Below are 6,679 nucleotides of genomic sequence, written 5' to 3' on the forward strand. Positions count from 1 at the left end.
CCGATATAGGCCGAACTCATCATTGCCTGAAGGTCGGCATCGGCGGCCTCGATGCGATAGGCATCAATAACAATGTCCTGGGTGGCAGAGGCAAAACCAAGGGCAACCGCAGCAAAGGCCATCATGGTCAGGTTTTCTGCCGGGTCGGTCAGTCCCATCCACAGGATGGCGGCGATGATGCCGCCCTGGGCAATGATCAGCCAGCTACGCCGACGGCCCAGAATGCCGTGCAAAACCGGCAAGGGCAGCCGATCAATCAGCGGCGCCCAGACAAACTTGAAGGAATAGCCAAGTGCCGCCCAGCTGAAATAGGTGACGGTGGAACGATCCACACCCGCTTCGCGCAGCCAGATCGACAGGGTGGAGAAAATCAGGAGGATGGGAATGCCGGCCGACAGTCCCAGAAACAGCATCGTGATCACGCGCGGATGAATAAAGGCCCCAAAGGCCTCGCCCCAGCTTCGTTTTTCTGCGCTGCGCATCGATTTCCCCCAACTTGAAGCATGCTGTCATGAAGCTAGGGCAAACAGGTTAAGGAAAGCCGAAACATTGCGCTGTGTGGCGAAACGCGAACAGCAAAAAGGCCGATCCATATGGACCGGCCTTTTTTTGAATTCGGCTTGGCAAGAGAAAGGCTTAGCCTTCTTTCTTGCGGCTTTCGCGCTTACGCACGTTCGGATCAAGGTGCAGCTTACGGATACGAACGCTTTTCGGGGTCACTTCGACCAGTTCGTCGTCCTGAATGTAAGACAGCGCTTCTTCAAGCGACATACGACGCGGCGGGGTCAGGGTAACAGCTTCGTCCTTGCCCGATGCACGAACGTTGGTAAGCTTCTTGCCCTTGAGCACGTTGACTTCAAGGTCGTTGTCACGGTTGTGTTCACCGATGATCATGCCCTGATAGACGCGTTCGCCATGTTCGATGAACATGATGCCACGATCTTCAAGGTTAAACAGGGCATAGGCCACTGCTTCGCCCTGATCGTTGGAGATCAGCGCACCGTTACGACGGCCGGCGATAGAGCCCTTGACCGGGCCATAGGAATGGAACACGCGGTTCATAACGCCGGTACCGCGGGTATCGGTCAGGAATTCACCGTGATAACCGATCAGGCCGCGCGAAGGCGCAATAAAGATGATACGGGTCTTGCCACCACCGGAAGAACGCATGTCGGTCATTTCAGCCTTGCGCAGGCTCATTTTCTCGACCACGACGCCGGAATATTCCTCGTCAACGTCAACCTGGACTTCTTCGAACGGTTCGGACAGAACGCCGTCGATTTCCTTGAACAGAACGCGCGGACGCGAGATCGACAGTTCGAACCCTTCGCGACGCATGGTTTCCACCAGAACGCCCAGCTGAAGTTCACCACGACCGGCAACCTCGAATGCGTCCTTGTCTTCGGTTTCACCGATCTTGATCGCGATGTTGCCTTCGGCTTCGCGTTCCAGACGGGCACGGATCATGCGCGAGGTAACCTTGTCACCTTCTTGACCGGCCAGCGGCGAGTTGTTGACCGAGAAGGTCATCGCCAGGGTCGGCGGATCAATCGGCTGGCTTTCGATGGCGGTGGTAACTTCGGTGGAGCAGATGGTGTCAGCCACGGTTGCCTCGGTCAGACCGGCAATCGCGATGATGTCACCGGCGACGGCTTCTTCCTGCGGGACACGTTCCAGACCGCGGAAGCCCATCAGTTTCGACAGACGGCCGGTTTCAACCGTGCCATCGCCACGAATAACCTTCACCGGCATGTTGAGTTTCGCACGGCCCTGATAAACACGACCGGTCAGAATACGACCAAGGAAGTTATCGGCATGCAGCATGGTTGCCAGCATGGCAAACGGTGCTTTTTCATCAACGTCCGGTGCCGGAACGTGGCTCAGAACCAGTTCCATCAGCGGGGTCAGGTTTTCTTTCGGGCCTTCCGGGTTTTCAGCTGCCCAGCCGTCACGACCGGATGCGTAGAGAACCGGGAAGTCGAGCTGTTCTTCGGATGCTTCGAGCGACACGAACAGATCAAAAATCTCGTCGAGGACTTCCTCGGCGCGCTGGTCCGGACGGTCGATCTTGTTGATGATCACAATCGGCTTCAGACCGAGTTTAAGCGCCTTGCCCAGAACGAATTTGGTCTGCGGCATCGGGCCTTCGGCCGAGTCAACCAGAAGGACAACACCTTCAACCATGGACAAGATACGTTCGACTTCACCACCGAAATCGGCGTGGCCCGGGGTATCGACGATGTTTACGCGGGTTTCGCCCCACTGAACGGCCGTCGGTTTCGCGACGATGGTGATGCCACGTTCACGTTCCAGGTCGTTGCTGTCCATGGCGCGTTCGTCAACACGCTGGTTGTCACGATAGACACCGGACTGGCGGAACATGGAATCGACCAGCGTGGTTTTGCCGTGGTCAACGTGGGCGATGATGGCGATATTGCGCAAGCTCATGGGCGCGGACTCCAGAAATAAAAATGCCGCGCGCCGGGTCATGCCCATGCGCATCGGTCAGTAAGTAAGTGTTTCAAGGCCAGTAGATATTCAGCAACAAGCGCGATGGTTACCGCCGGTATCACCGGTGGGAAACCCACATCAACGTATGTGCTGAATGTTTACTGGCCCGGATCGTAATCGTGCAGATATACCCGAAGGCCGCCCTGTCATAGCCAATGTTAAGGCGAAAGGCCAGCGTTGTAAGCGCCATGTCGGGTTGATTATTCTGCAATGCGGGCTGTTTGCGCCAAACTCTGGACAAAGTCAATGATTGTGTTGCGCTGCAGCGCCATGCAAACCCGCCCTTCGCGACAGAAAAAACGGGACGGCAACGAATTGTTGCCGTCCCGTGAAATCTTTCAAACATCCGCACTCTTTATATAAAAGAGCGATCAGAGTGCCTTTGCGATCAGTTCCTTGAGATCCGCATCCGGGCGCGCACCCATATGCGAAATCACCTCGGCAGCACAGATCGCACCCAGCTGACCACAGATCTCAAGGGTGTGACCCTGGGTGTAGCCATACAGGAAGCCCGACGCGAACAGATCGCCGGCACCCGTGGTGTCGACCACTTTGGCGACCGGTTCGGCACTGATTTCATAAAGTTCGTTCTGGCTTACGATGACCGCGCCCTTTTCACTGCGGGTCAGGGCTGCAACACGGCAATGCTTGCGAACTTCGGCCAGTGCTTCTTCAAAGGTCTCGACCTCGTAAAGCGACTTGATCTCTTCCTCATTGGCAAACAGGACGTCGATATGGTCGTCGACCAGTTCGCGGAAGGATTCGCGGTGGCGATCAACGCAGAAGGAATCAGACAGGCTGATCGAAACCTGACGGCCGGCATCATGGGCAACCTTGGCGGCCTTAACAAAGGCATCCTTGGCTTCGGGGCGATCCCACAGATAGCCTTCCATGTAGGTGACTTTGGCTGATTTGATCAGATCTTCATCAATATCATCCGGGCCAAGCTCTGTGCAGGCACCCAGGAAGGTGTTCATGGTACGGTGACCATCCGGGGTGACAAAGATCAGGCAACGCGCGGTCGGGGAACCTTCGGTCGCGGCCGCAGAATCAAACGCGACACCAATCGCACGGATGTCATGGCGGAAAACCTGGCCCAGCTGATCATCACGCACCTTGCCGATATAGGCACCCTTGCCGCCAAGGGCTGCGATGCCAGCCATGGTATTGCCAGCCGATCCGCCCGACATTTCAAGGCCCGGACCCATCTGGTCATAAAGCGCATCGGCCCGGTCGGCATCAATCAGGGTCATGGCGTTTTTGACAAGCTCAAGACGCGCAAGGTCTTCTTCCTTGCAGTGGGCAAGGACGTCGACAATGGCGTTGCCGATCCCGACGACGTCGAATTTGGTGTCGTTCATATAGTAAATTCCTGCGGTTATGTGGGCTCAGACCCTGATGTATACGGCACAGTGAAAAACCGGCAAGCTACGCCGCGCGTGCATTGGCCTCGTCATTTTCAGTGCGCCTGATACTGACAGTTGCGGAGTATAGGGAATGCGATTTTCGGTGCAAGCTTTGCAACTGTTTCGTGCCCGGTCGTTTAACCTGTCCTTAACTTCGTCAAAAAACTGCAAAAGATGTTTTTTAGGTATTGATTCGGTGAAATTCGATCTGGATCCGGTTCGAATTTACGGGTCACGACTGCAAAAATTGATTTTGAATGGGCACAGCCAAGAACGACCGGGCGCAAAGCCCCGGAAATCAACGGTTCGGGCTTTGTTTAGACTTTTCGCAGGTAACAGCGCGCAAATGATGCGAAAACCCCGCAAAAATATCAAAACAAGAAGATTTATATGATTTTGAAGCGCCAATTCGCCCAGTTTTGCGATGGAGAGGTTTCAAGACAAACCGGTTTGTCTTTGGATAGATGCAAATAGCAAATGCTATAATGTGATATATAAATAACTTTATTTAATTCTAAATACGAAAAATGGCTATTTCACAGCCAAACGGGATGGTGGCACCTTGGTCAGGCATATCTCGCCAAATGCGACATTTCCGGCACGCAGCACAGGATTTTTGGGCGCTATTTCGGGGTTATTTATCGGGGAAAAGCGGGATCGGCGCATTGTCGTCTGCCGATCCGGTGTCACCCTTGTCGATGTAATCCGGCACGACCTTGTTCTTTTCAGTGTGTGCCGTTCCGGGGCCCGCTTCATGACGGACCCTTTCATACAATTCTTCGATTACCGCTTCGATCCGGGCGCGATGAAGCGGGTCTTCGCAACGTTTGACGAACTGTTCAAACGCACCAAGCGCCATATGGTCCTGGTCAAGGCGGGCATAGAGCGCGCCAAGCTGATGCCAAAGCCCTTCATGGTCCGGCGCGATCAGCAAACTGTGTTCGACAACACGGGTTGCGAGCTCCAGCTCACCGGCGCGAAGCGCCCGTACCTTTATGTTGTTTTGAAGTCGTAACAAAATATCGATGTCGGATGACGGCCGGTAATGATGCGGTGCAAGTTCGGCATCAAGGCCACTGAATGACTTCAGCAATTCACGTAATTCTGCCGGACCGAGACTGATCGCGCCATGGAACGGGTCGATCATCTTGCGTTTGCCATTGGCCTGCACGCGCAGCAGGAAATGACCCGGAAAATCAATGCCGGTGACGGCAATACCGCACCGCATGGCCGCGTGGATATAGAGCATGCCAAGGGCAACCGGCAGGCCGCGCTTGCGCTCAATCACCTGCATCAGATCGGCATTGGCAATGTCATCATAGTTTTCCGCATCCCCCTGAAAGCCATTGCGTTCGGCAATCACGGTCTGTAGGGCGCGCACAACCTGATCAATGGTCGGCTCGGCTTCCTTGTCATCGACGGGCAGGGCCTGCTGATCCGTGCCGTCGGTGGCAAGATCGGGCTGCAAGGTCAGACCCGCCAATTCGGCACGGACCTGATCGGCGAGATCATCCAAAATCGTGATGAATGGCGCGACATCGCGTTTATGGGTGCCTTTCGATTGGTTCAGTCGGGCAAAATGCAGGGCCGCCTCCGCCACGCTGGCGTCAGGTTTCAGGCCCTTGCCATAATCGACAAGCCATTGGCGATCCGGATCGGTCGGTGCTGTTATGTGGCTTACGGTACTGATGGCTTAGGTTCCTTGTCGGATGGCATCGTCTTTCAGACGGATATGACTGACAACCCGTTTGACATAGCTGGTGTCCCGGGCATGTGAAATCACGCGACTGCGTTCATGGTCGTCCTGGGCAATTCCCATCAGATGGACGGTGCCATTGACGGTCTCGACGCTGTAATTGATGGCGAAAACATCACCATCAAACATCAATGCAGTCTTGATCTTGGTGGTAATCAACAGGTCGCTTGCATTATCAACAAGCGTCAGGCCGTCACCGATCTCAATCTCGTTATGAACACTTTTGACCCCGCTAACCTGCCAGCTTAACCGCACAGCTTCAAGTTGATCAGCCACGGTGGGCACCTGACCAGCCAAAAGAACTTCACCTTCAACCACTTCAATCTCGATATCGAGAAACAGTTTTTCGTCCTGTGCCAGAAACTTCTGCCAGATCTGGGCGGTGATCGCCGTATCACTGACAGCACCGTTAAAGCCGCGTTCCTGAAAGGCGGCAACACCGGCGGTTGCGCCAGCTCCGAGCACAACGGATGTAGGCGTGCATCCCGAAAGCGGCAAAATGCACATACCCGTCAGCAGAAGTGCCCTTGCAAAGCCAAGTGGCCGATTGACCATTCTTATTGGTGACATTAACGGATGTCTCGTCCAGTTCCCCCAAGTCTTACATCACCCATCATGGCCCGCGGGGGTTAAAGAGACTTAAAATACTGGGCGGTTTATCAGTAAAAATGCATTTTTCTGCGAATTTGTGCCCGAAATCGACGCAACAGGCCGACGATCACAGGTTGTTGCTGGCGAACAATTCCGCCCAACGCCCGGGTGACACACCATAAGTCTGGCGAAAATGGCGGTTGAAATGGCTTTGATCGGCAAATCCGGTTTCGGCGGCAATTCCGGCCAGGGGTTGCCCAATCATCATCAATGCCCGCGCCTTTTGCAGGCGCCGCATCATCAGATATCGATAGGGTGTGGTTCCGAACCGTGCACGGAAATGCCGGATCAGGCGAAAACGGTCCATACCGGCAACCTGTTCAAGCTCGTCAGATTGTACCGGACGGTCAAAGTT

5 protein-coding genes and 1 pseudogene are annotated in these 6,679 nt (G+C 54.8%); all 6 read right to left on the minus strand.

The features are described 5' to 3' along the window. Positions 1 to 482, minus strand: a pseudogene (locus tag B3Z49_RS09450) (MFS transporter); the annotation flags it as partial. A 154-nt stretch (positions 483 to 636) separates the two neighbouring features. Continuing rightward, positions 637 to 2,448 carry a translational GTPase TypA gene (gene typA, locus B3Z49_RS09455; protein WP_063086392.1) on the minus strand — a complete coding sequence of 604 codons (1,812 nt, stop codon included), beginning with the start codon at positions 2,446 to 2,448 and terminating at the stop codon, positions 637 to 639. 434 nt (positions 2,449 to 2,882) lie between these two features. Continuing rightward, complete coding sequence (locus tag B3Z49_RS09460; RefSeq protein ID WP_286791127.1) at positions 2,883 to 3,872, minus strand: adenosine kinase; 990 nt, start codon at positions 3,870 to 3,872, stop codon at positions 2,883 to 2,885. A gap of 679 nt (positions 3,873 to 4,551) precedes the next feature. Further along, complete coding sequence (locus tag B3Z49_RS09465) at positions 4,552 to 5,517, minus strand: SirB1 family protein (RefSeq protein ID WP_296990331.1); 966 nt, start codon at positions 5,515 to 5,517, stop codon at positions 4,552 to 4,554. A gap of 93 nt (positions 5,518 to 5,610) precedes the next feature. Then, positions 5,611 to 6,243, minus strand: coding sequence for a BON domain-containing protein (locus B3Z49_RS09470; RefSeq protein ID WP_296990332.1), 633 nt, complete (start codon positions 6,241 to 6,243; stop codon positions 5,611 to 5,613). Between the two features lie 148 nt (positions 6,244 to 6,391). Continuing rightward, a partial coding sequence (locus B3Z49_RS09475; protein WP_296990334.1) for a helix-turn-helix transcriptional regulator occupies positions 6,392 to 6,679 on the minus strand: 288 nt, incomplete at its 5' end.

This window comes from Thalassospira sp. UBA1131, from assembly GCF_002311515.1.
Classification (GTDB): Bacteria; Pseudomonadota; Alphaproteobacteria; order Rhodospirillales; family Thalassospiraceae; genus Thalassospira.